The sequence below is a fragment of the Nostoc sp. CmiVER01 genome (genome assembly GCF_034531135.2).
Lineage (GTDB): Bacteria > Cyanobacteriota > Cyanobacteriia > Cyanobacteriales > Nostocaceae > Nostoc.
In genome coordinates this window covers 131,492-157,198 of record NZ_JAVRBU020000006.1, presented here as the reverse complement: position 1 = coordinate 157,198, position 25,707 = coordinate 131,492, and the positions used below count along the sequence as shown (strand labels likewise).

The following is a 25,707-nucleotide window of genomic DNA, read 5'->3' as shown; positions in this document are numbered from 1 at the left end:
ATACAATAATTATAATTTCTTAGTCAATTTAACGCAGACTTAAAATACTTTCAAATCTCGACATGGATGTTTCCTCATAGAAAAATTTTGCATTAATCAACCAAATATTAGCATAATTCTTTATATATCCACTAAAACTTTATGATAGCTATATCAAACGGCACATTAAAGATTTTTGCGACCAAAACCCTATATACTAAATTAGACTTTGATAAATTTGAGAGTTTTGTTAATTGCAACACCAAAAACTATTAATTTTTAGATGAAATACTAGCGTATCTTATAGTCTATAGTTTTTAAGGTTTAGTCAAAACTATATCCAGTATCATCAAAAAACTGCAAACTTCATGTGGTGCAAAAATCAATCGGGGAGTGAAAACATGAATTTACGTAGAGATGCATTGCAAATCCTCAAAGAAACTAGCCGAACTTTTTATATTCCAATTAGTGTTTTACCGCCAGGATTACAAGAAGCAGTAGCATCAGCATATTTGTGTATGCGTGCCATTGATGAAATAGAAGATCATCCCGAATTAGATAACGCTACTAAAGTAAAGCTGTTAAGAACGATTAGCTTGACATTACAGGCAGGGGTTGATGGCTTTGCGATAGATGCTTTCTTGGCAGGATTTAGTGGGTATGAGAATACCTTAGAAGAAGTCACAGTGAGGATTAGAGAATGGTCGATACTAGCACCAGAGACCATTGCGCCTCGAATTTGGGATGCCACTGCTGCAATGGCAGACCGGATGGCTTACTGGGCTGAAAGAAACTGGAAAATTTATACAGAATCTGATTTGGATCGTTATACCTTTGGGGTTGCAGGTGCAGTCGGATTGTTACTATCAGACTTATGGACTTGGTACGATGGAACACAAACTAACCGTACCCAGGCGATCGGGTTTGGTCGGGGTTTACAAGCAGTTAATATCCTGCGTAACCACACTGAAGATTTAGGGCGTGGGGTAGACTTTTTCCCAGAAGGTTGGAGTGCAGAAAATATGCAAGAGTATGCCCGGCGCAATCTAGTCTTGGCAGAAGCTTATACCAAAAACCTTCCTACTGGCCCAGCCTTAGATTTTTGCCAAATTCCCTTAACGCTGGCTAATGGCACTCTTGACGCCCTTGCTAGTGGTAAAGAGAAACTCAGTCGCAGTGATGTTTTTGCACTTCTCGAACAACTGATTAGTGTAAATATGAAAGCCAGCTAATAGTCTTTTAACGATTAATGGAGATGATTCTAAATTGCCTCCAAACTTGGGCATCCAAAATTCTACAGCGATTTTCTGTAAAGGAGTTAGTGTGGTCTTATATCAGGTTCGGTTAAACACTTATAATATCTGTAGGTTAACGAGCCACTGCCCCCTTGCGATTTCTCGACAACCAAAAAAACAGCGTTTTAAAAACATAGACCCGAACGCGAACAGCGTCTAGTAAAGAAGGGTTTTACGCAGGAGAGTAACCCAACATTTTATCCTTGTTGATGTTGGGTTTGACTACCCTATTCTTACGGGGATCTTGCTAAAACCCAACTAACCTACATTGATAAATTTTTTTATTATAAGTTATCACCCGAACTTGATATTTATCATCTCTTGGTGCTAGCCTCTCCCCTACCCGTTGTAGATATAGGTCAATAGCGCAGCATTAGCTCTGCGCTATTAGCCCAAGTCGCTACTTCGACTTCGCTCCAAAAATAATTTAGATACTATTTAACATTCTAAGTATAATAATTTTTTTAATTTGCAACTAATTTACGTAAAATTAGCTAAACTTTAAATAATCTTCAAAGCATTTCCAGCAAAAATTACCTGGCAAGAGTTGATTAATATCTAAATAATTGAAAGAGAGTATAACAACTCACCGTGATTCTTCGTGCAGCGAGTTGACAGTGCATGAGCTACTGCTTAAATCCTATCTGTCCCAATCCAGAAAATTTGGTATATAGCCAAAGGTGCCAGTCTTGTGGCTCGCAACTACTGTTGCGCGAGCGCTATCAGGTGATCAAACCATTAGGTCAAGGTGGCTTTGGAGCTACCTTCTTAGCCAACGATCAAGGCTTACCAGGAGAACCGAGTTGCGTAATCAAACAATTACGCCCATCAGGAAGCGCCCCACACGTTTTACAGATGGCTAGAGAACTCTTTGAACGAGAAGCCAAAACTTTAGGGAAGATTGGCAATCACCCACAAGTACCAAGACTGTTAGACTATTTTGAAAATCATGAACAATTCTATTTAGTTCAAGAATACATCAGTGGTAATACCTTACAGGAAGAGATCAAACTTAACGGCATCTTAAGCGAAACTGGAGTCAAGCAATTTTTGAGCGAAATTTTGCCACTATTGCAATACATCCACGATCAAAAGGTAATCCACCGTGATATTAAGCCAGCCAACTTAATTCGCCGTACTCAAGATGCCAGAATGGTACTCATCGACTTTGGTGCCGTCAAAAACCAAATCAGCCAAGGTGCAGTAAATCAATCAGGACAAACAGCATTAACTGCCTATGCCATTGGTACTCCTGGTTTTGCACCTCCAGAGCAAATGGCTATGCGTCCAGTCTACGCCAGTGATATCTATGCACTGGGGGTGACATGCATTTATCTACTGACTAACAAAACTCCTAAAGATTTAGATTACAATCCCAACACTGGCGAGATAATGTGGGAGCAACTTGTGCAAGTGAGTGACCACTTGGGCAATGTATTGCGAAAAATGTTGGAGGTGTCTGTACGTAATCGCTATCAATCAGCGACAGAAGTTCTCAGAGCATTGGAAATAGAACCATATTTAGAAAGTTTAGCAAAAGGTTTATTAATTAAATCAGATACTGGGTCTAAAGAGCGAACACACAACCATCTGGAAAATTCTGCTGTTTTATGTAACAACTCTTCTGCTGCTACTAGTACAGGAGTGGCACAGGTAGCGGCAGCAATTCGCGCTAGACGAGCCAAGGCAGAAGCAGCTGGAGCGCACCAAGGTTCTGGGATGGCCAAATCAACGACTTTTGTTAACAGCAACAGTAATAGTTTACAAGCTAAAACTTCTAAAGTTGAGCGTAAATTAAATACCCAAAGTTTATTAACTGCCTATCAGAAAGGAAGACGGGATTTTGCTCTACACAATTTAAATTTGCTGGATCTGCAAGGTGCTGACTTATCCCAAACAAATTTCCATTCCACTCAATTGCAAAAAACCAATCTCCAGGGAGCTAATCTTCACAATAGTGACTTTGGCAGAGCCAGTCTCACTCGAGCAAATCTCAAGGATGCTAATCTGAGCAAAGCATACCTTAACCATGCTGATTTAGAAGGGGCAGACCTGCGAGGCGCAGACCTCAGCAATGCTTGCCTTAGTAATGCCAACCTCCGAGGAGCTAATCTGTGTGGTGCTAATCTCACCAGTGCCAAAATTTCTGATGAGCAGCTTGCACTAGCAAAAACAAACTGGATGACCATCCGCCCCAATGGGAAACGAGGCTTGTTGTAAATTGAAAGTTTAAATTTGAGAGTTACTTGCTTACCCTGCCTCTCAGACTAGTACCGCAAGGCGGAAATAAACTTACTATTTTATTACAGCCAGAAACCCCAAAATTAAAATGTATGTGACTTTTGGCTTTTGGCTTTTGACTTCCACCTTGCGGTACTAGTTCCCTCTTTTTTAAGGGTGCTTAGGACAAGTCCTAAACTCAACTGTATTAGACATCTCCGAAAATGAATTGTTTTGATGTTGCCATGCAACGTCTCTACAAGGGTTTCAGGTAACGCATAATTTATTTCTGGAGTATCTATTGTTTTACAAAGCTGACAAGCCTTCTATTTTCTTATGAGCTTAGATAAATTAGCCCTTATTCTGATCAAGAAAACTCAGATTTATTCAGAACTGACCAAATAGATATGATATAACAATCCTATTTAACTTGGAAAAATTGCAACCCAACCCGCAGATCCCCGACATCGTAAAAGTTATCGGGGATCTTGTTGATCGCAAATAATTCAGGCTTATTATAGCTGGGTTGAACGATAGTCTAGTCATCGCTTTTGCAAATGTCAATAAATATCCTATTTTTCAGTAAGAATACGTAGATATTTGGCAATTTTTAATCAAATCTTTATAATTATTATCTATTACAAATAACAAATGATTATTTACAATAAATAATAAAGCATCATAATACTTTTTTTTAGATGTTTCCATGCTTTTCATGGCTAGAAACAACAGGGAATCTCGTTTTTAAAAATTGTAAAATCTAACGTTCTTAAGCCATTCAAGTTTTCAGATGGTAGCGGAAAGTTAAAAATTAATTATCCCTGGTCGTAGGCTGAAGCAGAATATTCACAACCGGAATCAGGTAATACAAGGTTTACGTATAATGACTGACTTTGCACAAACAGAAATAGAACGGAGATTAAGTTTATATCAGGTATTTCTTAAGTTGTATGAACACCATAGCGACCTTTTAGATGAAATTCTTCAGCTAGAAAACCTATCTCAACCGTCGTTGACAAGAGGGAAGGCATCTTACATACATGGTGTAGTGGATACTTCTGCTGTTTATTTGATGACTAATTTGTGTGACAATCAGACCCAAAGTTTACGGCAGCCACAGCAAATCTGGACAATAGGTCGTAATCGCAGCAGTGGTATTTGTATTGTTGATAGTTATATGTCTCGTCGCCACGCTGCTATTCAATATATTGATGATCAAGGCTTCTACTTTATAGACTTCAACAGTACTAATGGCTCATTTGTGAATGGCGATCGCGCTTTTGGGCGGATCAAGCTTAAAGATGGCGATCGCATCCGTCTAGGTAGTATGACTTTTGATTTTTTCATGAGTTCTACCTGCCGCGTGTTGCCAACTGTAGCAATGGAGTTATTGATGCAACTTATACATCGAAAAAGCAATAATCAAGTAGAAATACTCACTTATCTCTGTAACAGACCAAAACTTTTGACTGAAAAACCAGATGATAATTCAGGGATTTTCAGAAATCCTGGATTAGTTGAAAAGCTTGAAGATTCTTATGACAACTTTAGTTCAGAACAGAAATCAGAAATTTTAGACCGCTTTTTTAGCAGACAAATACCATAGAATCCCAGCTAAAAAATTGGAAATTATCGCAATTTTCAATTGAGTGAACTATACACAATTCGCAGGGGCACAATATAAAATTTTTGTGCCTCTTCTTTTAACTGATTCCAAGGACAAACGTTATAAAAATAAAATGATTGCTCATCATATAGTGGCAATCATTTTCTAAGGCTTGCTATAACTCATCAATACTTTAAAAAACGTGGGTTAGCTATCTATGTAACCCACTACATATTAAAGTTGCAGATAAATAAATCTGCATTCCTTATTCTTCTGGCTCTAAATCGACTTCATCGTCTTCATCGTCTTCACTAGCTTTAGCCACGGAGTTAGCAGAAACAACAGCGCCTTTATCTAGTTTTTCGCGCACCAGTTTTTTCATTTCGTCAGCAAATTCAGGCTTTTCTTCTAGATACTTAATGGCGTTGTCTCTTCCTTGGGAGATATTATCGCCATTGTAACTATACCAAGCTCCTTTGCGAACAATAATGCCAGTTTCTTCGGCTAGGTCAACAAGACAACCCAAGGTAGAAATACCTTTACCAAAAATAATGTCGAATTCAGCGATTCTGAAAGGCGGCGCTACTTTATTTTTAGCGACTTTGACTTTAACGCGATTACCAAATTCATCAGTACCTTTTTTCAAGGTTTGAATTCGGCGAATATCCAAGCGCACCGAAGCGTAAAATTTCAATGCGTTACCGCCTGTAGTCGTTTCTGGGCTACCGTAGGTAACACCGATTTTTTGCCGTAACTGGTTGATGAAAATTACTGTACAACCAGATTTACCGATATTGCCCGTAATTTTACGTAGGGCTTGGCTCATTAATCGCGCTTGCAGACCAACGTGCGCGTCACCCATATCGCCTTCAATTTCAGCACGGGGAACCAGTGCTGCTACTGAGTCAATGACTACAATATCAACCGCAGCAGAACGAACAAGCTGATCGACAATTTCCAAAGCTGATTCGCCTGTGTCAGGTTGGGAAATCAGCAAATTGTCAATATCTACACCCAATGCCGCAGCATAAGTAGGATCAAGGGCGTGTTCTGCATCAACAAAGGCAGCAATACCGCCATTTCTTTGCACTTCGGCGAGCGCATGTAGCGCTACTGTAGTCTTACCAGAACTTTCCGGGCCATAAATTTCAATTACCCGTCCCTTGGGTAAACCACCACCCAATGCTAAATCTAGAGTGAGCGCCCCACTGGAAATTGTCTCCACCCGCATCCGGGTAGCATCGCCCAGGCGCATGATTGCTCCTTTACCAAAGCTGCGCTCAATCTGGTTAAGCACCATAGTTAGCGCTTTTTGCTTGCCTGAAGTATCGGTGTTGATAGCCATTCCTGCGTCTAATGCCTCTTAATATATGGTTTTAAGGAGTGTTGCTCTGGGAGTTTGAGTAGAACAGATATACTATTTTAACCAGAAAATCCTGGAATAGGACTTCTCAAATCAAAAAAAGGGTGTAATAAGATCGTAACTCGATCGCTACCAGATTAGGGTAGTCTTGCACAATGATACCAACTTGCATTCAGAGATAGCTTTTTTTGACTGGGTAAGCAAGGGGTTTTCAACAAAAAATTATCTAAACAACTGAGCCTTATGCACTGTAAATAATGAGACTGCTTTGTTTTGGAGAGAGAAAACCTCTATCGTGGTGCGTAGGCGTAGCCCGTCGTAAACATCGCTCGTCAAATCCCAATCTAGCCACAACAAAAAACTAAGTAGTTTCCAGCATCGATAAATCTATTAAAGTTACTGCTATCCTTGAATCCAGCTTGTTGGCATGGAGATAATGTATTGATATCATAGTAACATAAATCACATAAACTATCTTCAGCAAACGTGAATAAATCACAGTCTATTAAGCTACTTGAAAGTGAGGGATGGACAAAAGCAGATGCTATGCGTGCTTTGGAAGTAATTGATTTTAGTACCAATCCTGATGAAATTACTATTCGCAGAGCTATTTCGCCTTTTGCTGGTTCTGAATTAATTAAGCGTCAGCGTCTTCAAGCTGCCCAAAAAGGTCTGGTAACGAAGAAAACTAAAGAGATTGAATTGAAAGAGCAGGAATATGCTGTCAAAATTGACCAAGTTAAAAAGTACCCAAAACAGGAAAGAGAAAAATACGAAGCTGAAATTAAAAGCTTGTCTCAGAAAAATAATATTTTAGAAGTTGAACTCAAAACAATATCTTCTCAAAATAAAATTTTAACTGAAGTTAATGAGCAACTAAAAAAAGACAATAAATCTCTAAAAAATTTAGTGGATCAAATTAGACTTAAACTAGCTGTAAATACTAAAGAAATTCTCAAATATGAAGATAGTGAAATTCGGAAAGCAGTAATTACTTTTTTCAAATGGACTTTAGGATAAAGCACTGAATATATGACTGAGCAAAAAGGTAAAAAAAATAATTTTAGAGGAATGATTTATCGGGTTGTTCAACTCGTTAACTCAAAGAACCGGAGCAAGCTTCATAAAAAAGACCAAACTTGGCTAAAACAAAATTTTTATAAAAATGTTGGTTGGGATAATGTTATTAAGCTTTATCAAAAAATAGAAGAGTTTATAGGTAACTATTATCTTGAGGAATTGACGCTTGAAGAATTATTTATAGAAGCTGATAGAATTGGCAATAAATATCTCACAAATCAAGAAATAAACGACTATAGCCAAAGCTTATATAAAGAAGTTAACGGAGTAGCAGAAGAAATAGATAAGCAGTTTCCTGAGACAGAAGTAGAATTTATTGATTTTAATAAAAATATTAATACTAAATATAAAAATAAGCCTAATCAAAAGACATATAAAACAGTAAAGATTTAACGAAAAATATGGTTAATATTGAAAATAAAGAACTTAAAAAGTTATTTGAACTTGCAGATATAATTGGCAACAAGCGATATCATCGGTTAACTCATGAAGATTTTGAAACTTATAGAAAATTCGATTATTGGCGCTATATTAATGGTGATTATGAGTGCGGTACAACTCAAGATAGTAAAGATTGGGTAAGAGAAAATTCCAATTGGTACTGTCCAATTTGTGGATCTCACTACTCTGATAAAGGTGGTAAGACGATAGATCACAAGCTACCTCGGTCACAGTATCCTTGGTTATCAATGGAATTCACGAATTTATGGGTTATTTGCCAGATTTGTAATAAAGAAAAGGGTGAAATGCATTGGTACAAATATGAACACTATATATTTGTTCACTATCCCAATGTTTATCTTGCTGTGAAAATGGCACGTCCTAGTCAGTTACTCCAGTCTTTGAAAGATTAAACCAAATAATGTAATCACTTAATTGCTTTAAGACGCACTGAAAAATCTAACATTCAATAATGACAGTGCATTATCTTAAGCCAAAATTGAGATGAGAAGAGTTATCTGCTAAAATATAGTCAAAATGTCTAAAATAGTCACAATTACTATGCAGACCTACACTCTAACTGATGCTCGCAACAAACACGGTGAGGTTTTTGACAAGGCTGCTACTGAGCCAGTTCTACTAACCAAGCAATCACGGCCTAGCCATGTGATTATTTCAGCAGAGAGCTACCAAAAATTAATTAATCGGTTGGAAGAATTAGAGGATATGGTTTTCGGTCAAGCTGCTGAAGTTGCTCTAAGTCAGTCCAAAATGATTGGTACAGAGGCATTTACATCTGCACTAGAGCATTTAGCTAATGGCGAAGCTTGATGGTCTAGCAACTGTTCTTGATTTTCTCAACGGTTTACAGCCTAAAATAGCAGCACAGATTGCAAAAAAGGTTTTGGCTTTGAATGTTGAGCCATTACCCACTGATAGTAAGCAGCTATCGGGTTATCAGGATTTATATCGAATTGATAGTGGTGAATATCGAATTATTTACAGGCGTTTTCCTGAGCAAGATTTAGTAGAAGTGATTTTAGCTAGAGTGGTAAAACTTGCTAGAGTAGATTTTTAACGATTGAAATAGGCGTAAATAGGTAAACCAAAATTTTCAATAATAACGAATTTACTACGTTTAAGTTTTTGCTCTAGCTAGCTTTGCCACTCTAGGATTTTAGTCGGTAAGCGCAATGATGATGATGTTTACAAAAGATTGAACCGTTTACTAGGTTAACCTTTGGTTTTTATTAAAATGCTAGAATCGCTCCAGATAAATGCTTTCAGGCATCTTTGATGACTTTCGACCTTCCCGACTCTCTGATTCTCGATACTGCACTTTCAGTTTCTGGATTAACTGACTATATCCGCTTGCTGTTAGAGCAAGATGAACAATTACGGCAAGTTTGGGTAACTGGCGAAGTTTCCAGTGCTAACCACCATCGCAGTGGTTTATTTTTTACGCTGCAAGATACCGATCGCACCGCCGGAATTAAATGTGTAGTATGGAATAGCCAATTGCCAAAACTCGCCCAGATACCCGTTCCTGGCGAACAGATAATCATTTTGGGTAGTATTCGCCTATATCCGCAACGGGGAGAGTATCAGTTATCAGTTTGGCAGACTCTACCTGCTGGTGTTGGTTTACAGGCGTTGCGCTATCAACAGCTAAAAAATCGCTTGCTGGCTGAAGGGTTGTTCGACGCGCAAAGAAAGCGATCGCTTCCAACTCATCCCCAAACGATCGCTGTTGTCACTTCACCAACGGCTGCTGCTTGGGGTGATATTCAAAAAACTCTTAGACAAAGGTATCCAGGTTTACAGGTTTTATTTTCTCCCGCAACAGTACAAGGTGAGCAAGCGCCGGAATCTATCGTTAAAGCTATTGAACGGGTAGAAAAAGATGGTCGCGCCGAAGTGCTAATTTTATCGCGTGGTGGTGGCGCTGTTGAAGAGTTGGCTTGTTTTAATGATGAACGAGTGGTGCGATCGCTAGCTACTTGTTCCATTCCTGTAATTACTGGTATTGGCCATCAACGAGATGAATCTTTAGCAGATTTAGTTGCAGATGCTTGTGTGCATACACCGACTGCGGCGGCAGAAAGAGTTGTGCCAGCACTTTCAGAGTTGTATACTCAGCATCGGGGGCGAGTTGTGGCTTTACATGATGCAGTGCATGACTTTGGGGAAAATGCTGAGAATAAACTGCAAGTATTACGAAATCGTTTGCGACGTTTGCGTTTAGATCGGCAAGTGCAGCTGGAGGTAGACAAGTTAGGTTGGAAGCGTCAGCATTTGGTGCAAATTACGATGGGGCGATCGCAGCAAGCAACGCAGCATTTAGAGTTGTTGCGGCAAAAGTTAGCTAGTCTTGACCCGAAAGCAGTGTTGCAGCGTGGTTATGCGGTGGTGAGGCAAGAAGATGGGGCGATCGCTCGTTCTGCGGCGGAGTTGACTGTGGGAGAAGATTTGTTGATTCAGTTGGGGCAAGGTGGGGTTAAAGTGAAGGTTATGGAAGTAAACGAACCGCCTTCCGGGTTCACCAGTCGCGTACGGCGGGAAACCCGCCTACAGCGCTGATTCACTAAGACGCCAAGGACGCCAAGAGTTGAATGGTTAAACGCAAGAGTGCTTCTAGTTCTGAGGAAGTTTGGAATTATGAAGCAAAGGTTGCTGAAATAGAGGGAATTATCGCTCGTATTGAATCAGGTGAGTTGGAATTGGAAGCTGTATTTGAGCAATTTGCAAGTGCTGTTGAGTATTTGCGTCAGTGCGAAAGTTTTTTGCAGCAGCGACAGCAACAGGTAGAGTTGTTGATTGAAACCTTAAGTGATGAGTAGGAGCGAGAGTTTGCTCGTAGGCTTCTTTGGGTTTAATATTATGTCCGCTTGATTACTTATTAAACCCGAAGAACCTCACCCCGCCAAAGCTGTGCTTTGTCTCCCCTCCCCGCAGGTCTACGGTGTACACACAAGTCAAATGACCCCCCTTAATCCACTCTTATAAAGGGGGGAAACAGCGATCTAGTTCCCTTTCCTTGACAAGGCTACTGTGTACACACAAGTCTTTTAAAGTTACTGCCTAACATAGGGTAGGTTAATTTTTGCAGGTCGATGCAACAAAGGTACAAGTCAATGCAACAAAGGTACAAGTCGATGCAACAAAGGTACAAGTCGATGCAACAAAGGTGCAGGTCAATGCAACAAAGGTGCAGGTCAATGCAACAAAGGTGCAGGTCAATGCAACAAAGGTGCAGGTCAATGCAACAAAGGTGCAAGTCGATGCAACAAAGGTGCAGGTCAAGAAACTTGTGTGTACACCGTAGCTTGACAAGGGGAGGGTTAGAGTGGGATAAAATCCAGATTTATCAGCTACTTCCGACTTGTGTGTACACTGTAGCCTCGCAAGCGGGGAGGGGATGGGGTGTAATGATCGTAGTTAGCATAACTATCTATGTGGACATAGTATCATAATGTATCTGTAAATGCTTTTTAGCGGCTAGTTGTAGACATCGCCTTTCAGATATCCAAGCTAATACAATCCACGCAGATACACACCTTCAATCAATATCTGTGTTGGCATCATTTTTTAATAGCGCTTCTCGAATAATGGCGGAGCGCTCATGAGCAGAGTGCGCCTCTTCTTTTAATCTTTGTGCTGCCAATGGTAGGTTGCGAGCTTCCATCCTTGAAGCCAGACGATGTGATAAAGAAGCTTTCTCTTCCAATGCCCTCAAAGCGATCCATAGCGCATCCTCTATGGCATCAGATTGCGTGGCTAGCAAACTTTTTGCTGAATAAGCATGACCTGTGCGGCATCGGAAGCGCAACAAATTTCCTTCTTCAACTTCCCAAAGGATACCGCCGCAGTCAGGACAAGCGAAGGTTGATGGTTTACCAGGCCGAGCGCTTTCATTTTCTACTACTTCTAAATTCAATTGCGCTATTTCAGTTTCAAACTCTATCTCGCTAGGTATGGGGTTTTCTGATTCTATTTCCATTGGTATATTGACTAAAGTTACCAAAATAGAAGAAATGTTTGAAAGTGGCACAATATGGTCAATATCGTCTACATTATTGATAGCATTACGTGGCATATCAGAAAACAAAGCATCGTCGGGATCTTGGACAATTGCCACACCGCCCCGCATTTTTACAGCCATTAGTCCGGCCGTGCCGTCGTCAAGTAGACCTGTTAGTAGCACAGCAATCACTCGCTGCCCATAGGTTCGCGCTGCACTACGAAATAATGGATCAATGGCGGGACGACTACGGTTTTCTTTTGCTCCTCGCGTCAAACGCAAATATCCTTGTTCTACCAGTAAGTGGTAATCAGGGGGAGCAACATAAATCCAACCATGAACAATAGCTTCGCCGTCCTGAGCATGAGATACTGGCAACTTGCCAGCACGACTTAATATCTGTGGCAGAACACTTTTACTGTGACTGGATACATGAAGAACTATAATCACAGCAGCATTGAGATTGGGCGGCAAATTTTTGACTAGATAAGTCAACGCCTCAACTCCACCAGCTGATGTTCCAACGACGATAATATTGTGTTCAAGCATTAATATAACGATTTCACTACCATAGCAGCGTGGGCGACAAAAGTACATGTACTGCGATATTGATAATAACGCAGCCAAAAAATTTGTTCACCTAACTTTGAGAGGATTTATTCTTTATTTTTTACTCCTGAATTCTGTATTCTGCTGTATGAGTCAGAGAGTACGAATCACACATTTCTCAGAGTTATAAAACAAGGCTATGGCAAAATCTTTATATAAATGAGGATTTTAGCACTATTTTAAAATTAGTGATTTCTCTATGATAATCTGCGGAATGTGAGCTTTAACTCTATCCGTTCAATTAATTTACGATGTCTCAGCAACAGCGCACCCTTCTAATTGTCGATGATTCCCCAGAAGATCGAGAACTCTATCGGCAATATTTACTGCGCGATCGCGAATATTCCTATACTATCCTGGAAGCAACGTTAGGGGTGCAAGGACTAGAACTGTGGGAGCGACATCAGCCAGATGCCATTTTACTTGATTATCAACTACCCGACCTGGATGGACTAGAATTTCTGGCTCAATTGCAACCCTTGACCCCACAGCCTTGCTTACCTGTGATTGTCGTTACTGCACAAGGCAATGAAGCGATCGCAGTTCAAGCAATCAAAGCGGGCGCACAAGATTATATTGTCAAAGAGCAAATTACCCCAGAACGGCTGCAAATAACAGTCAATGGGGCAATTAAAACAATGCGGCTACACACCCAACTACAACAGCGTATTGAACGAGAGCGTGTAGTCTTAAATATTACCCAGAAAATTCACCAATCGCTGAATCTGGATGAAATTCTTCATATCGCCGTCACCGAAGTCAGAGAATTTCTTCACACCGATCGAGTCTTGGTTTTTCAGTTAAAACCTGAGGGCGATGGTACAGTCGTAGCAGAATCGGTTGGTGCAGAGTGGCGATCGCTGCTTTCGTCTACTATGTATGATCCCCGTCTAAATGAAAGCTCCATCGCCTCAAATCAACCGCAATTTGTCAGGTATAATCCTACCTTTATCAAGAATTATATTGAACGTTATTATCAGGGGCAAGTAACGGCAGTATCAGATATTCATGATAGCAATATTGAGCCATGTCACGGTGAATTGTTAGCACAGTTTCAAGTCAGAGCTAATCTGGTTGTACCAATTCTGCAAGATAATCAGTTTTGGGGATTGCTAATTGCTCATCATTGTACCTCCCCTCGATTTTGGCAGCCCTTAGAAATAGACTTGCTTAAAGAGTTGGCAACTCAGATGAGTATCGCCTTGCGACAGGCAGAACTGTATCAGCAGGCACAGCGTGAACTAAAGGAACGCCAACAAGTAGAAGTGGAACTACGGCAGAGCCAAGAACAGCTGCGATTGGCACTACTAGCCTCTCGGATGGGAACCTGGAACTGGAACATCAAGACGGGAAAAATTTCTTGGTCAGATAACCTAGAAGCCTTATTTGGAATGCAACCAGGAGAGTTTGACGGCTCATTTGAAATGTTTGTGGCGCGGTTACACCTTGATGATCGCGATCGCGTTTTAGCAGCTATAGATCGTGCTATCGCCACCAAAGAAGACTATAACATTGAATTTCGGGTGGTATATCCCGACGGCACAATTAGGTGGGCATTGAGCCAAGGTAAGGTGTTCTACGACCAACAGGGACAACCGATGCAGATGGCTGGTAATGATATAGATATCACTGAACGCAAAAGGTCAGCCGAAGCTCTGCAAGAAAGCGAAGAACGCTTCCGCACATCGGTTGAAAATATGCTCGATTGTTTTGGCGTATACTGTGCTGTGCGGAATGAGCAGGGACAGATTGTCGATTTTGTGACTGAATATGTCAATAATGCGGCTTGTCTCAACAATCAAATGACTTATGAGGAGCAGATTGGGCGGGGATTGTGTGAATTACTACCAACCCATCGTGACAGTGGACTATTTGATGAGTACTGTCAGGTAGTAGAAACAGGACAGGCGCTCATTAAAGACAGCTTAGTTTATGAGGATAATTACGGAAAACAACGCTTAGTTAGAGCCTTTGATATCCGCGTGGCTAAATTTGGAGATGGATTTGTGGCCACCTGGCGAGATATCACCACTCGCCAACAAACTGAAGAAGCCCTGCGCCAGAGTGAAGAATTTAAAAACCGCATTTTAGACAGTAGTTCTGACTGCATTAAGGTATTAAGCCTCAATGGGCGGCTCCTGTACATGAATACAGGTGGAATGTGTTTGATGGAAATTGACGACTTAGATTCCTATCTCAATACTGAATGGCTCTGTTTCTGGGAAGGGAGCCATCGACAACAGGCAGAGCAGGCACTCGCTGCCGCTAAAATAGGCGAAGTCAGCATTCTTCGCGGATATTGCCCAACGGTAAAAGGCACTCCCAAATGGTGGGAAGTAGTTGTTAGCCCGATTCTGGATGCCTCCGGGCAGATGGAACGAGTTTTGTTGATTTCCCGAGACATTACCGAGCGCCAAAAGACAGAACTCCTCTTGCAAGAGAACGAAGCACGATTGAAACTAGCATACAAAGCTACGCGATCGGGATTATGGGACTGGGACATTATCCGTAACAGCGCTCATGTATCTGAAGAGTACTGTAATCTGTTAGGGTTTGACCCAACCATACAAGAAGTCAGCTTTGAACAGTGGTTAATTCGCTTGCACCCAGACGATCGCACCTTAGCCAATGAAGTGGTGAATCGCACCATCCAAGAACAGCAAGAGTACTATCAAACTGATTACCGCATTTTACATCCCGATGGCATTCGCTGGTTAGCGGCTAGAGGTCAGGTTTTCTACGATGCGGCAGGCAATGCAGTACGGATGCTGGGCAACATCCAGGATATCACCGATCGCAAACAAGTAGAGGAAGCATTACGCCAAAGCGAGGAACGCTATCGGTGCTTGGCAGAATTAATTCCACAATTAGTCTGGACAGCCAATACAGAAGGAGGGTTACTCGATGTCAATCAACGTTGGTTGGAATTCACAGGATTAACACCAGAACAAGTCCACACCATCGGCTGGAAAGAGGTTGTCCATCCTGAAGATATAACTATTCTGGCTCAAAAGTGGAGCGAGGCAGTAGAACAGGGTACTTCTTATCAAGCTGAGGGTCGTATGCGGCGCTCAGATGGTGTCTATCGCTGGCATTTACACCAAGCAATTGGGCAAAAGGATAAGCAAGGTCAAATTGTCAAGTGGTTTGGCAGTGCAACTGATATCGAAGCCCAAAAACAACTCGAAGCTGAACGCGATCGCCTATTCCAGCTAGAGCAAGCCGCGCGAGCTGAAGCAGAACGTGCCAATCGCATCAAAGATGAGTTTCTTGCCATTCTCTCCCACGAATTGCGATCGCCTCTCAACCCCATTCTCGGCTGGACAAAATTGCTGCAAAGTCGCAAATTTAATGAAACTAAAACAGCTGAAGCCTTAGCCACCATCGAACGTAATGTTAAACTGCAAACTCAACTGGTTGATGATTTGCTAGATGTCGCCAAGATTCTGCGCGGCAAACTCACCATCGATGCTATTCCTGTGAATCTGGCATCTGTGATTGAATCTGCGATCGACACGGTAAGTACAGCAGCTGTTGCTAAATCAATACTATTGCATCCAGTACTGCCGAATATTGGGCAGGTTTGTGGAGATTCCAACCGTCTGCAACAGATCGTTTGGAATTTACTTTCTAATGCTATCAAGTTTACTCCCAAAGGCGGACGGGTAGAAATCCAACTAAAGCAAGTCGATGATCAAGCACAGATTATTGTTAGCGACACTGGCAAAGGTATTAGCCCTGACTTTCTCCCGTATATTTTTGAATCATTTCGTCAGGAAGATGTCTCAATTACTCGCAAGTATGGCGGGTTAGGATTAGGGTTAGCGATCGTCCGTCAGTTAGTTGAGGCTCATGGCGGCACGATCGCGGCTGATAGTCCTGGTGAAGGCTTGGGAGCCACCTTTACAGTCCAGTTGCCACTGCTGAATGTTGAATCGGAAATCAAGCAGACAGATGAGTTGTCACAAAAAACACTCGAACTTACAGGGATTCGAGTCCTCACAGTTGATGATGATCCTGATGCCCGTGAGCTATTAACAGTATTGCTTTCTGAATATGGAGCTACAGTCTTGACTGTTTCCTCTGCGGCAGAAGTGTTAGCAAATCTGGAGTCCTTTCAACCCGATGTCTTAGTCAGTGATATTGGGATGCCCGAAGTCGATGGCTATTGCTTAATTCAAAAAATCCGAACTTTAACCCCAGAAAAAGGGGGACATATTCTGGCGATCGCTTTGACTGCCTATGCCAGAGTTGATGATTATCAGCAAGCGATAACTAGTGGCTATCAACGGCATCTTACCAAGCCCCTTAATCCAGAAGAGTTAGTTCAAGCTGTGCTGGCACTTGCACACTGTAAACCATCCCCTTTCTTTACTTAGCAAGGCAGAAGGCACAGGAAAACTGAGTAAATCGCAAAGCTTTTTTTAAAGGCGATCACACTGGAGAATAGTCATTTTTGGGTAGTGAGGTTGTGCCAGTACAAAACTCTATTTACCCACATTTCACCATAAGCGATTGCCATTCCGTTAAAAGTCGTTGATCACTTCTAAATAGCGGTTTCAACTCTTTTACCCGCATTTTTGTCAGAGTTAAACTGTCACACTTACCCACATCCCGCCCAGAACTAAAGTTCAGCTATTAGACTCAGAATTTATTCCGAAGCGGGATAAAAACGCAGTGCGAGATTTATTAATTCGGTTGGTGGATGTTATGAAAACATGTTACGCGATCGCAAGCAGTAGACAAGTTTAAATAGATTGTATTTTTGTAGAGACGGCGATTCATCGCGTCTCCTGCCTTAACCAAAAAGCATTACCACCTCTCTACATTGTTTTTCAGTCCAACGTCTCTGTAAACATCCCTCAAATTTAAACATTAGTTGTCAAAGTTTGAACGTTTGCAACAAATACTCTTCTATGTATAAGAAAGGCTTAAGCATTTGCAGCAAATGTATAATTAGTTGTTGCAAACACTTAATACTTTGCAACAAATACTCTTCCATGTATAAGAAACGTTTAAGCATTTGTAACAATAATTGTAATGAGCTTATAAATCTATTTATTACGTGAAATTTAAAGAAGGCAGGAGGCAGTTTTCTCTTCTGCCTTTTGCCTCCTGCCCTCTGACTTTCCAAATAACAGCAGAGGCAGTTTTTGGAGGAGTATTTCTCCTGTATATCTTTTGGCTGATTTTTTTATTAAAGCAGACTACATCTATGCTTTCTTTAAGTAAGTGCAAATTTGATGTTAAAGCAAAGCATAAGAGATGATTATGGCTAAATTTCTTTTTGTAACAGATTTGGATGACACCCTTGTGTATCGCACTGTGGGGGATGACAGCGCCTTAGCAGAACTAAATCAACTGTTGAGTCAACATCGCCAAGAATACGGTACAAAAATCGTTTATTCTACCGGGCGATCGCCTGTACTTTATAAAGAACTCCAAGCTCAAAAAAATCTTTTGCAACCCGATGCCCTCGTCCTAGCAGTGGGTACAGAAATTTACCTGGATGGTACTGATACTCCAGACTCAGGTTGGTCAGAAATCCTCTCTCCGGGGTGGGAACGGGAAACTATATTATCTATTACTAAAAAATACCGCGAGTTAGTTCGGCAACCAGATTCAGAACAGCGCCCCTTTAAAGTGAGTTTTTTCCTAGAACAAGATGCATCTGCAAATCTTTTACCACAACTTGAAGCTGAGTTGCTGAAATATAAATTAAATGTAAAGTTAATCTACAGTAGCGATATTGACCTTGACATTGTACCCCATAGCAGCGATAAAGGTCAGGCAATGCAGTTTTTACAACGGAAGTGGAAATTTGCAGCAGAACAAACAGTTGTCTGTGGTGATTCAGGTAATGATATTGCTTTATTTGCTGTAGGCAACGCACAGGGAATCATTGTGGGAAATGCCCGAAAAGAGTTACTCCAATGGCACAATGAGCATCCCTCTGAACACCGCTACCTGGCTTCACGTTTTTGTGCAGGTGGAATTATTGAAGGCTTAAATTATTTTGGTTTTTTGTAATGATTAGTTATCTAAAAGGTATAGTCGCTGGTATCCAAACAATTGGTGCTAATCGCGTGATTCTGACTCTGGAAGTCAATGGCTTGGGGTATGATTTGCAAGTTCCTCAACGGCTAGCAAACCAGTTACCAGAGTCAGGAGGAGTGGCACAAATTTTTACCCATTTACAAATTCGTGAAGAAGTGCCTTTCCTATATGGCTTTGCTTCGCCAGCCGAACGCGATTTATTTCGCCACTTGCTGACTGTTACTGGTATTGGTGCAGCCTTAGCGATCGCACTCTTAGACACTCTGGAACTACCAGATTTAGTCCAAGCAATTATCGCTGGTAATACACAAATCTTAATTCAGGCTCCCGGTGTCGGTAAAAAAATCGCTGAACGCATTTGTTTGGAACTGAAAAGCAAATTAGTCGAGTGGCGCAAATCAGCCGGGTTCTTCGTCGCCACAGGTGGCCCAGCACCAGGAATTCTCGAAGAGGTACAAATGACCCTCTTCGCCTTGGGATATACTGCCCATGAGGTCAGTCACGCCCTGCATGTAGTAAGTGAAGACATCGGACTACCTAAAGATGCCTATGTCGAAGACTGGATTAAACAAGCGATCGCTCATCTCAGCAGCGAACAAGTTTAATTGTCATAAGTCATTTGTCATTTGTCATTAGTTATTCTCCCCCTGCCCCAATGACCGACCCTTATGCTTGGCTAGAACATTCCTTAGCAACAATTCATCGGGCTGACTGGTATCGTTCAGTACAAACAATCCACGGTCGTCCGGGTGCAACGGTGGTTTTAGCTGGGCAAGAGGTAATTAATTTTGCCAGTAATGACTATTTGGGCTTGACTGGGGATGACCGATTGATGGCAGCCGCAACTGCTGCGATCGCAGAATTTGGAACTGGTAGTACTGGTTCTAGATTACTCAGTGGGCACCGGGAATTACACAGGGAATTAGAGGCAGCGATCGCATCTACCAAACAAACAGAAGATGCCTTGGTATTTAGTTCAGGGTATCTAGCCAATTTGGGTACAATTACCGCCCTTGTAGGCAAGCGTGATTTAGTTTTATCTGACCAGTACAATCATTCCAGCCTAAAAAATGGAGCGATTCTCAGTGGTGCAGTATTTATAGAATACCCACACTGTGATATTGCAGTTTTAAAAACTCAGTTGAGTCAACAGCGACAAAACTACCGACGCTGTTTGATTCTTACTGATAGCGTCTTTAGTATGGATGGCGATTTATGCCCTTTGCCAGCACTGTTGGATCTCGCTAATGAATTTAACTGTATGCTGCTAGTTGATGAAGCTCATGCCACTGGGGTACTAGGAAAAACTGGTGCTGGGTGTGTCGAACATTTTGGATATACAGGAAAGCAGTTAATTCAAGTTGGCACTTTGAGTAAAGCTTTGGGTAGTCTAGGCGGGTATGTAGCAGGAAGTAGCACTTTAATTGACTTTTTGCAGAACCGCGCACCCACTTGGATTTATACAACTGGACTTTCACCTGCTGATACGGCGGCGGCCTTAGCAGCAATCAAGATAGTCCAACAAGAACCGCAACGCCGTGCCCAATTGTGGCAAAATGTACATTACTTGAAAAATTTGCTGCAAGAATTACCTAATCTAAAATTATTACCTTCGGAATCACCTATACTATGTTTTCAATTGTCCAGTGCAACAGATGCCCTTAAAGCTGGAAAACAGCTAAGAGATGCTGGCATTTTTGCCCCAGCAATTCGTCCTCCTACAGTCCCCACAAGTCGGATTAGAATATCTTTAATGGCAACTCATGAAGCAGCACATATTGAAAAATTGGTAACAGTGCTGAAAAATGTCATTGCCACAGGCTAGGCAAACGAGATGTAAGGAGAGTTTGTAAGGCAGCAATTTCTAATCTGAGGGCAATTCGCCAAAACGGGATGCTCCCCTATTATGTTCCTGGACGAGAGCGAATATGATCGGGTATATGATAGCGATCGCCTAATATTTCTAACAAAGGGCCATGAACGTCAAATTTAACCATACTTACCGACGCGACCAAAATATTCACTCGATAGCGATAGCGTCCCAAATCAATTCCCAGTAAACTGCAAAGCATAATCCGAATTGTGGCTTTGTGGGAAACTACTAAAACATTACCTTGGGGATGTTTTTCTTGAATTTCAGCAATTACAGGCATAGAACGGTTAGCAATATCTACCGCAGTTTCTCCACCAATGGGTGCATTCCAAGCGGGTTCTGTCAACCATTTTACATAGTTTTCTGCGTAGTTCTGTTGGGCAAAGGATTTACTTTTCCTTTCCCATTCGCCGTAACTACCTTCTCTAAGTCCATCACGCAACTGCATATCCATACCGATAGCATCACAAAATGGCTTGGCAGTTGCAATTGTGCGCTTCATTGGGCTAACATAAACCGCCTCCCACTTCAATTTTTGATAAACATCGGCAAAACCGGATGCCATCTGCATCCCCTCTGTTGTCAACTCCGCATCGGTTTCACCGCAGAAATTACCACTTTGACTAAAAGTAGTTTCTCCATGTCGCAGTAAATATAAATTGAGTGTCATAGCTTATGTCGCAATTGGGATAAAAGAGTGCAAAAATAAAATACCATCAATCTCGCAATCGAGTATGTGACAGAAGGACAAAGTAATAAACTAAAAAAGTCGATCAACCACAAATTTTTGAAATCGAAGGCAAAAGTAGCGGTTTCAGCTATTTATTTTGATATTTTATATAAACTTAGGTCACTGCATTTCTTACAATTGAGTATTTATCAGCAGCAAACCAATATTCTAGATATAGGACTAATATTTGATTTCTAAAAAAGCTCGGTACAGATCGAAAAACCTAATTTTTTATTCCCTATTCCCTACTCCCCACTCCCCACTCCCCATCCACATAGATAATTTTAAAAATAAAAGACGCCTATATATTAAGATAAGCATTAGCGTTCCTTTGTAATTACAGAACTACCATTAGTAATACTTACTTTTTGAATAAAAACCTCAGAACAAGATGATAAAATATCAGTGCTGATTTGATTAGCAATAAATTCAAAATCTTGGTTTGTTAATCCTTGGGCAGTATCGCCGCTTAAGTTAATACAAATAGTTAGACTTTGAGGATTACTAGAAGATTGTTCATCATCTACTGCTTCTACAGCTTCTGCTATGCCTAAATTGATCTCTTTACTCCAAGCTGGAAACTCTTGACCAGTTTGTTGCCCGTAAACTTTCACTATTTCAATAGATGAAGCCCCTAAAGCGGTTAACCCTTTGCGGATAAATGCAACTAAAATATGCTGATTTAACATTTGGGCAGATTCTAGTATTATCTCCAAGCAAGTATCTTGGAAGGCAACTTGTGCGTTGATCCCTTTGGGATGTAGATGGCGGTTCATCAGAGATGCGATCGCCTGCGTGTCTCCCTGTCTTGCAAGTTCCAGAATATTTGGCTGTGTCATAACCAGTAAAAGAAAAAGTCTTGGAAAATCAACTTATATTCTCAGGGTTCCCTCTTGACAGCCTTAAGTAACATTATGATGCAAGATATCAGCCAACCTTGGCTAAAATGTCTAGGATAAAGATAGTCATTCACAGACTTTTACAAAAAATATATTTTCCCTGTCTCAACATCCAAAAGTCTTGTTGTTATGCTTGCAAATTAACAGGATTAATATTAATCAGTTTAATTCCAATTTTAAATATGAAGTTTTCTCGAGATCATGCTTGGCCCTCGACGCTGGAAGAAGCCATAGTTATCCAAGAAAAGCTGCGCGATCGAGTAATTACTGAGGATCAACTCCAAGAACCTATCCAGTTCGTTGCTGGAGTGGATATGGGTTTTGAAGCTGATGGAACCATTAGCCGTGCAGCTGTCGCAGTACTGAGTTTTCCTGATTTGCAAGTAGTTGAAACAAGCCTAGCACACCGTCCTACAACCTTTCCTTATGTTCCTGGGTTCCTCTCATTTCGGGAAATTCCAGCTGTTCTCGATGCCTTGGAGAAGATTCAAACAACCCCAGATATCATCTTGTGTGATGGTCAAGGAATTGCCCATCCCCGTGGATTAGGTATAGCTAGCCATTTAGGGTTGCTTATAGATATGCCTACAATTGGTGTAGCCAAATCTAGGTTAGTAGGTAAGTATGAGGAATTACCTGAAACAAAAGGCAGCAGCCAACCACTTATATATAAAGGTGAAACGGTTGGGGCAGTTTTGCGATCGCGCACAGGAGTAAAACCTCTCTACATCTCCAGTGGCCATCGAATTAGTTTACCTACGGCAATTAACTATGTATTACGCTGCACGCCTAAATATCGCCTACCAGAAACTACGCGCATCGCTGATAAATTAGCATCGGCTAAATAAATCTTGTTGAAGTTTTTTCTAAATACTTGCTTGCACCGACTCAATCGTGTTAGGAATCGCACAGAAAGAAGTTGAAGTAGCTAAATACGATTTACGAAGTTAGAACAATGAACGCACTAACTTTACAGTGGCACGATGCAGGCCAAGATAAAACTCAGAACATTTACGAACAACAGCCAAGTAAAAATCTTGGCACTGTTCGCATTGGTCGTGATCCATTCCGGTGCGATATTGTTCTGAGTCACCCTACTGTCTCTGGTTTACACGTTGAAATATTTTTTCATCACCAGCAACAACGTTTTTATATTAGGAACTTGCGATCGCAAAATCCCCCCCTTATCGATGGACGGCAATTAATCCAAGGTGAAATGCCTTTAACTCAGGGCAGTAATATCACTTTGGGACAAATAAAACTCAACGTTACTAGCGTTTCTACGGCTAGCATTCCAGCAACAATTTTGCTGCCACCACATCCACCAGTACATATTGGACATCACCAGTATTCACCAACACCCCCTGCATCACCGCCAGGAGTTTATGGCTTAGAATGCCCCAAATGTCATAAAGTTTCCCCAGGAGAAAATTTACAAATTGGCTGTCATTGGTGTGGGACATCTTTAGCTGCGGCTGTGAGTGTGTTGGTAGCAGGGAATTAGAGACGCGATTCATCGCGTCTGTACAAGATTTTTTTCCCAATGCCCAATGACAAATGACAAATGACTAATGACTAATGACTAATGAACAAATCCAATTGAGTTGGGACGATCCAGCAACGGGTGAACGGCGAGAACCAAGGTTGAGTATGCCGATCGCTTTTGGTCGAGAATTCGCTCGTTTACCTGCTGAACTCAGAGGAGTACGGGTTTCTCGGATGCTGCTTAACAGTAACGAAGTTTCTCGCTACCATGCCCTAATTGACTGGGAACAAGACCATCTAGTAGTGATTGACCAAGGCAGCGTTAACGGTGTATATGTCAATGGTCAACCACAAACGCGCAGTGTTCTAGCTAATGGCGATACGTTGCAAATTGGCCCCTATTTAATAACAGTAACCTTTGCTGCCAACGTACCCGCACCAGATACCAGCCCTCCTTCAACAATTCATTTCAACGCAAATACCAATCTTCCAGACCCCAGCTTGCCTGTAGCCCAGCCGCTAACGCCCTTAACGAGTAATTTCCCGCCGCTAGCGTTTCAGGCACAGAAAGTCGCTGTGCAAACACTTCATGCTACAGGATTACCAGTAGATGAATCTGATTATCTAGCGATCGGGGCAGGATTGGGTAGCTTCGTTTGGGCTGATTTGCTGCGAATTAGTGGTGTTCGTGCTGACAAAATTGTGGCTTTGGGATTAGAGGCACAACCTTATGCTCGTTACAAGCGCCTTTGTTTGAATTCGCAAATTCCCTTATATGAAAGACTGCGCTCTAATTCTGACTCTTGTCCTGATAATATTTGGGGCTGGCCTAGTTATGCCTTGCGTGAAGCTTGGGGAGACTTAGCTAAGGGACAAATAAATTCAGCATTTAAATATTTGTGGCAAGTGTTTGCTGAACCAACATTTGCAGAAACTTATACTCCCCGTGCGGGTAACGTCTTTGATTCCATAGATAGAGAGGCGAAGCGCATTGGCTGGAATCAAATTTATCGCTATGGACGAGTTAGGGGAATTCGCAAAACTGATGATGGCAGGTATTGCATAGCCTATTCTCGTGCCCCAGGAAATTATGCTTTTTTAGTTAGTCGTTATTTACATTTAGCTACTGGTTATCCAGCAATTCAGTTTCTCCCAGATTTGCAAGCTTATAGAGAAAAATATCAAGACTTTAAATCTGTAGTCAATGCTTATGAAGCTCACGATCATGTTTATGAGCAACTAGAGCAACAAGGTGGTACGGTATTGATTCGTGGGCGGGGAATTGTTGCTTCGCGGATTATACAGCGCATTTATGAAGCCAGAAAAAGAAATCGGAATATTGCAGTTTTGCATTTAATGCGATCGCCTAAACCTCAAGGCAACAAATTTCAAAATACCCAGCGCCTAGTCAAAAATCATTACGAATTTCAACCCTTTAACTGGCCTAAAGCCTGTTGGGGCGGCGAACTCCGGGCAATGTTAGAAAAAGCCACCCCCGATGAACGCAAGCGTTTACTAGCAGACTGGGGTGGAACTACCACCGCCGACCGCCACGACTGGCAGCAAATTACTGCCCAAGGGTTAAGCGAAGGCTGGTATCAAATTACCTTCGGTGAGGTTCTGGATGTAGAACGAGATGCCCAAAACCGGACTATTACCCGTATCCGAGAACAAAGCTTTGGGGAAATGAAATTGCTAGCTGATTTTATTGTTGATGCTACTGGGTTGGATGCCAAAGTAGATGCTAATCCCCTGATAGCAGATTTGGTAAAACATTACAATTTGCCAGTGAATCATTTGGGGCGATTGACTGTAGCGAACAATTTTGAATTAGTAGAAATGCGTAGTGATAGAGGTCAAATGTATGCTGCTGGGGCTATTACTTTAGGTGGCCCTTATGCAGCAGTTGATAGTTTCTTGGGCTTGCAATATGCCGCATTAGTCGCCGTTGATGGACTCGCCGCCACCCGTGCGCCCGGAGTTCAAAGATTGAATACTATGAGTTCTTTTAGGCAGTGGTTAAAGTGGGTGTTAAATCAGTCACCTTAG

At 41.5% G+C, this 25,707-nt stretch carries 22 protein-coding genes; 18 read left to right on the top strand and 4 right to left on the bottom strand.

Features of this window, described 5'->3' with window-relative positions:
- The first annotated feature begins 380 nt into the window (after window positions 1-380).
- The 3 genes from RMZ43_RS11440 to RMZ43_RS11430 all read left to right on the top strand — a co-directional run bounded on the left by RMZ43_RS11440 (window position 381) and on the right by RMZ43_RS11430 (window position 5,100).
- Window positions 381-1,211 carry a phytoene/squalene synthase family protein gene (locus RMZ43_RS11440; protein WP_322646572.1) on the top strand — a complete coding sequence of 277 codons (831 nt, stop codon included), beginning with the start codon at window positions 381-383 and terminating at the stop codon, window positions 1,209-1,211.
- 684 nt (window positions 1,212-1,895) lie between these two features.
- A complete protein-coding gene (locus RMZ43_RS11435) occupies window positions 1,896-3,494 on the top strand; it encodes a serine/threonine-protein kinase (RefSeq protein WP_322646571.1) in 1,599 nt (532 codons plus the stop codon).
- A gap of 883 nt (window positions 3,495-4,377) precedes the next feature.
- Window positions 4,378-5,100, top strand: coding sequence for an FHA domain-containing protein (locus tag RMZ43_RS11430; RefSeq protein WP_322656206.1), 723 nt, complete (start codon window positions 4,378-4,380; stop codon window positions 5,098-5,100).
- A gap of 265 nt (window positions 5,101-5,365) precedes the next feature.
- Here RMZ43_RS11430 and recA read toward each other — a convergent pair whose 3' ends face one another.
- Window positions 5,366-6,445, bottom strand: a complete 1,080-nt coding sequence (recA, locus tag RMZ43_RS11425; protein WP_322656205.1) for a recombinase RecA — start codon at window positions 6,443-6,445, stop codon at window positions 5,366-5,368.
- Window positions 6,446-6,949: 504 nt separating this feature from the next.
- On the opposite strand from recA, the gene RMZ43_RS11420 reads away from it, so the two are divergent.
- The 8 genes from RMZ43_RS11420 (at window position 6,950) to RMZ43_RS11385 (ending at window position 11,309) form a co-directional block, all read left to right on the top strand.
- Window positions 6,950-7,483, top strand: coding sequence for a hypothetical protein (locus tag RMZ43_RS11420; RefSeq protein WP_322656204.1), 534 nt, complete (start codon window positions 6,950-6,952; stop codon window positions 7,481-7,483).
- 12 nt (window positions 7,484-7,495) lie between these two features.
- Complete coding sequence (locus RMZ43_RS11415; RefSeq protein ID WP_322656203.1) at window positions 7,496-7,936, top strand: hypothetical protein; 441 nt, start codon at window positions 7,496-7,498, stop codon at window positions 7,934-7,936.
- Between the two features lie 8 nt (window positions 7,937-7,944).
- Complete coding sequence (locus RMZ43_RS11410) at window positions 7,945-8,397, top strand: HNH endonuclease (protein ID WP_322656202.1); 453 nt, start codon at window positions 7,945-7,947, stop codon at window positions 8,395-8,397.
- 124 nt (window positions 8,398-8,521) lie between these two features.
- Window positions 8,522-8,815 (top strand): type II toxin-antitoxin system Phd/YefM family antitoxin, encoded by a 294-nt coding sequence (locus tag RMZ43_RS11405; RefSeq protein WP_322656201.1) that lies wholly within the window; start codon window positions 8,522-8,524, stop codon window positions 8,813-8,815.
- The gene (locus tag RMZ43_RS11400; RefSeq protein ID WP_322646565.1) at window positions 8,802-9,062 is read left to right on the top strand and encodes a type II toxin-antitoxin system RelE family toxin; all 261 of its coding nucleotides are present in this window, start codon (window positions 8,802-8,804) and stop codon (window positions 9,060-9,062) included. The genes RMZ43_RS11405 and RMZ43_RS11400 overlap by 14 nt, the downstream gene beginning before the upstream one ends.
- A gap of 218 nt (window positions 9,063-9,280) precedes the next feature.
- Window positions 9,281-10,564, top strand: a complete 1,284-nt coding sequence (gene xseA, locus RMZ43_RS11395; protein ID WP_322656200.1) for an exodeoxyribonuclease VII large subunit — start codon at window positions 9,281-9,283, stop codon at window positions 10,562-10,564.
- A gap of 32 nt (window positions 10,565-10,596) precedes the next feature.
- Window positions 10,597-10,824 carry an exodeoxyribonuclease VII small subunit gene (gene xseB / locus RMZ43_RS11390; protein ID WP_322646563.1) on the top strand — a complete coding sequence of 76 codons (228 nt, stop codon included), beginning with the start codon at window positions 10,597-10,599 and terminating at the stop codon, window positions 10,822-10,824.
- A gap of 263 nt (window positions 10,825-11,087) precedes the next feature.
- Entirely contained in the window at window positions 11,088-11,309 is a 222-nt protein-coding gene (locus RMZ43_RS11385; RefSeq protein WP_322656199.1) for a hypothetical protein, read from the top strand.
- A 234-nt stretch (window positions 11,310-11,543) separates the two neighbouring features.
- On the opposite strand, the gene RMZ43_RS11380 is transcribed toward RMZ43_RS11385, so the two are convergent.
- On the bottom strand, window positions 11,544-12,554 hold the full coding sequence (locus RMZ43_RS11380) for a chemotaxis protein CheB (protein ID WP_322646562.1): 1,011 nt from the start codon (window positions 12,552-12,554) through the stop codon (window positions 11,544-11,546).
- A 311-nt stretch (window positions 12,555-12,865) separates the two neighbouring features.
- Here RMZ43_RS11380 and RMZ43_RS11375 point away from each other — a divergent pair, with 311 nt between their 5' ends.
- The 4 genes from RMZ43_RS11375 to bioF all read left to right on the top strand — a co-directional run bounded on the left by RMZ43_RS11375 (window position 12,866) and on the right by bioF (window position 20,496).
- Window positions 12,866-16,993: a PAS domain-containing protein gene (locus RMZ43_RS11375; RefSeq protein ID WP_322656198.1), complete on the top strand. Its 4,128-nt coding sequence runs from the start codon at window positions 12,866-12,868 to the stop codon at window positions 16,991-16,993.
- An 892-nt stretch (window positions 16,994-17,885) separates the two neighbouring features.
- Window positions 17,886-18,644 carry a sucrose-phosphate phosphatase gene (locus tag RMZ43_RS11370; protein WP_322646560.1) on the top strand — a complete coding sequence of 253 codons (759 nt, stop codon included), beginning with the start codon at window positions 17,886-17,888 and terminating at the stop codon, window positions 18,642-18,644.
- Entirely contained in the window at window positions 18,644-19,276 is a 633-nt protein-coding gene (gene ruvA / locus RMZ43_RS11365; protein WP_109007998.1) for a Holliday junction branch migration protein RuvA, read from the top strand. The genes RMZ43_RS11370 and ruvA overlap by 1 nt, the downstream gene beginning before the upstream one ends.
- Window positions 19,277-19,326: 50 nt before the next feature.
- Complete coding sequence (gene bioF / locus RMZ43_RS11360) at window positions 19,327-20,496, top strand: 8-amino-7-oxononanoate synthase (RefSeq protein WP_322656197.1); 1,170 nt, start codon at window positions 19,327-19,329, stop codon at window positions 20,494-20,496.
- Window positions 20,497-20,575: 79 nt separating this feature from the next.
- Here bioF and RMZ43_RS11355 read toward each other — a convergent pair whose 3' ends face one another.
- Together RMZ43_RS11355 and RMZ43_RS11350 are read right to left on the bottom strand one after the other, a co-directional pair.
- Window positions 20,576-21,214, bottom strand: coding sequence for a histidine phosphatase family protein (locus tag RMZ43_RS11355; RefSeq protein WP_322646557.1), 639 nt, complete (start codon window positions 21,212-21,214; stop codon window positions 20,576-20,578).
- Window positions 21,215-21,594: 380 nt separating this feature from the next.
- Complete coding sequence (locus RMZ43_RS11350; protein WP_322646556.1) at window positions 21,595-22,113, bottom strand: hypothetical protein; 519 nt, start codon at window positions 22,111-22,113, stop codon at window positions 21,595-21,597.
- A gap of 242 nt (window positions 22,114-22,355) precedes the next feature.
- Between RMZ43_RS11350 and nfi the strand changes: the two genes are divergently transcribed.
- From nfi to RMZ43_RS11335, 3 genes are all read left to right on the top strand, one after another.
- Complete coding sequence (gene nfi, locus RMZ43_RS11345; RefSeq protein ID WP_322656196.1) at window positions 22,356-23,021, top strand: deoxyribonuclease V; 666 nt, start codon at window positions 22,356-22,358, stop codon at window positions 23,019-23,021.
- 107 nt (window positions 23,022-23,128) lie between these two features.
- Window positions 23,129-23,677, top strand: a complete 549-nt coding sequence (locus RMZ43_RS11340; protein WP_322656195.1) for an FHA domain-containing protein — start codon at window positions 23,129-23,131, stop codon at window positions 23,675-23,677.
- A 74-nt stretch (window positions 23,678-23,751) separates the two neighbouring features.
- Window positions 23,752-25,707, top strand: a complete 1,956-nt coding sequence (locus RMZ43_RS11335) for an FHA domain-containing protein (protein WP_322646553.1) — start codon at window positions 23,752-23,754, stop codon at window positions 25,705-25,707.

Coding starts and splice junctions, on each gene's coding strand:
- RMZ43_RS11405 (WP_322656201.1), top strand. CDS start 8,522: ATGTCTAAAATAGTCACAATTACTATGCAGACCTACACTCTAACTGAT.
- recA (WP_322656205.1), bottom strand. CDS start 6,445: ATGGCTATCAACACCGATACTTCAGGCAAGCAAAAAGCGCTAACTATG.
- RMZ43_RS11440 (WP_322646572.1), top strand. CDS start 381: ATGAATTTACGTAGAGATGCATTGCAAATCCTCAAAGAAACTAGCCGA.
- nfi (WP_322656196.1), top strand. CDS start 22,356: ATGAAGTTTTCTCGAGATCATGCTTGGCCCTCGACGCTGGAAGAAGCC.
- RMZ43_RS11340 (WP_322656195.1), top strand. CDS start 23,129: ATGAACGCACTAACTTTACAGTGGCACGATGCAGGCCAAGATAAAACT.
- bioF (WP_322656197.1), top strand. CDS start 19,327: ATGACCGACCCTTATGCTTGGCTAGAACATTCCTTAGCAACAATTCAT.
- RMZ43_RS11430 (WP_322656206.1), top strand. CDS start 4,378: ATGACTGACTTTGCACAAACAGAAATAGAACGGAGATTAAGTTTATAT.
- ruvA (WP_109007998.1), top strand. CDS start 18,644: ATGATTAGTTATCTAAAAGGTATAGTCGCTGGTATCCAAACAATTGGT.
- xseA (WP_322656200.1), top strand. CDS start 9,281: ATGACTTTCGACCTTCCCGACTCTCTGATTCTCGATACTGCACTTTCA.
- RMZ43_RS11335 (WP_322646553.1), top strand. CDS start 23,752: ATGACTAATGAACAAATCCAATTGAGTTGGGACGATCCAGCAACGGGT.
- RMZ43_RS11375 (WP_322656198.1), top strand. CDS start 12,866: ATGTCTCAGCAACAGCGCACCCTTCTAATTGTCGATGATTCCCCAGAA.
- RMZ43_RS11370 (WP_322646560.1), top strand. CDS start 17,886: ATGGCTAAATTTCTTTTTGTAACAGATTTGGATGACACCCTTGTGTAT.
- RMZ43_RS11415 (WP_322656203.1), top strand. CDS start 7,496: ATGACTGAGCAAAAAGGTAAAAAAAATAATTTTAGAGGAATGATTTAT.
- RMZ43_RS11400 (WP_322646565.1), top strand. CDS start 8,802: ATGGCGAAGCTTGATGGTCTAGCAACTGTTCTTGATTTTCTCAACGGT.
- RMZ43_RS11380 (WP_322646562.1), bottom strand. CDS start 12,554: ATGCTTGAACACAATATTATCGTCGTTGGAACATCAGCTGGTGGAGTT.
- RMZ43_RS11435 (WP_322646571.1), top strand. CDS start 1,896: ATGAGCTACTGCTTAAATCCTATCTGTCCCAATCCAGAAAATTTGGTA.
- RMZ43_RS11350 (WP_322646556.1), bottom strand. CDS start 22,113: ATGACACAGCCAAATATTCTGGAACTTGCAAGACAGGGAGACACGCAG.
- xseB (WP_322646563.1), top strand. CDS start 10,597: ATGGTTAAACGCAAGAGTGCTTCTAGTTCTGAGGAAGTTTGGAATTAT.
- RMZ43_RS11410 (WP_322656202.1), top strand. CDS start 7,945: ATGGTTAATATTGAAAATAAAGAACTTAAAAAGTTATTTGAACTTGCA.
- RMZ43_RS11355 (WP_322646557.1), bottom strand. CDS start 21,214: ATGACACTCAATTTATATTTACTGCGACATGGAGAAACTACTTTTAGT.